Annotated in this window: 1 protein-coding gene (only partly in view); it reads left to right on the forward strand. The window is 55.2% G+C overall.

Annotated features, from left to right (window positions below; genetic code table 11):
- Positions 1-44: 44 nt before the first annotated feature.
- Positions 45-489, forward strand: the 5' portion of a protein-coding gene (locus QVO39_RS06360) for a M3 family metallopeptidase (RefSeq protein WP_021903482.1). 53 nt of this gene lie beyond the right edge of the window; only the first 445 of its 498 coding nucleotides appear in the window; it begins with the start codon at positions 45-47; its stop codon lies off the right edge, out of view.

The raw sequence follows: 489 nt of genomic DNA on the forward strand, positions 1-489 counted from the left end.
CCCCCGCCACAGAGAGCCAGCCTTCACTCCTAACGCACGATGAAGTGACCACCCTTTTCCACGAGTTTGGACACGGTCTCCACGGGCTACTCACGCAAGTGCCTTATGCCTCTCTTAGCGGAACCAATGTGGTGCACGACTTTGTGGAGCTCCCTTCGCACTTCAATGAGAATTGGGCGCGCCAGCCCGACTTCCTCCGCTCTTTTGCTAAGCATTACCTCACAGGCGAACCGATTACCGAGGAGTTGATAGAGGCGATCCATCGCAATACCCTTTTCCTAGAGGGCTACGCTTGCATCCGTCAGCTTGGTTTCGGTTACCTCGATATGCTATGGCACGCCCACAACCCAGCCTCTCTTCCACAAGATCTTGAGGAACTTGAGCAAGAGGCGTACAAAGAGGTAACCCTACTGCCCCATATCTCAGGCACCAGTGTCAGCACCGCTTTCTCCCACATCTTTGATGGCGGCTACGCTGCCGGCTACTACG

The organism is Porphyromonas sp. CAG:1061 (genome assembly GCF_000435035.1).
GTDB lineage: Bacteria > Bacteroidota > Bacteroidia > Bacteroidales > Porphyromonadaceae > Porphyromonas_A > Porphyromonas_A somerae.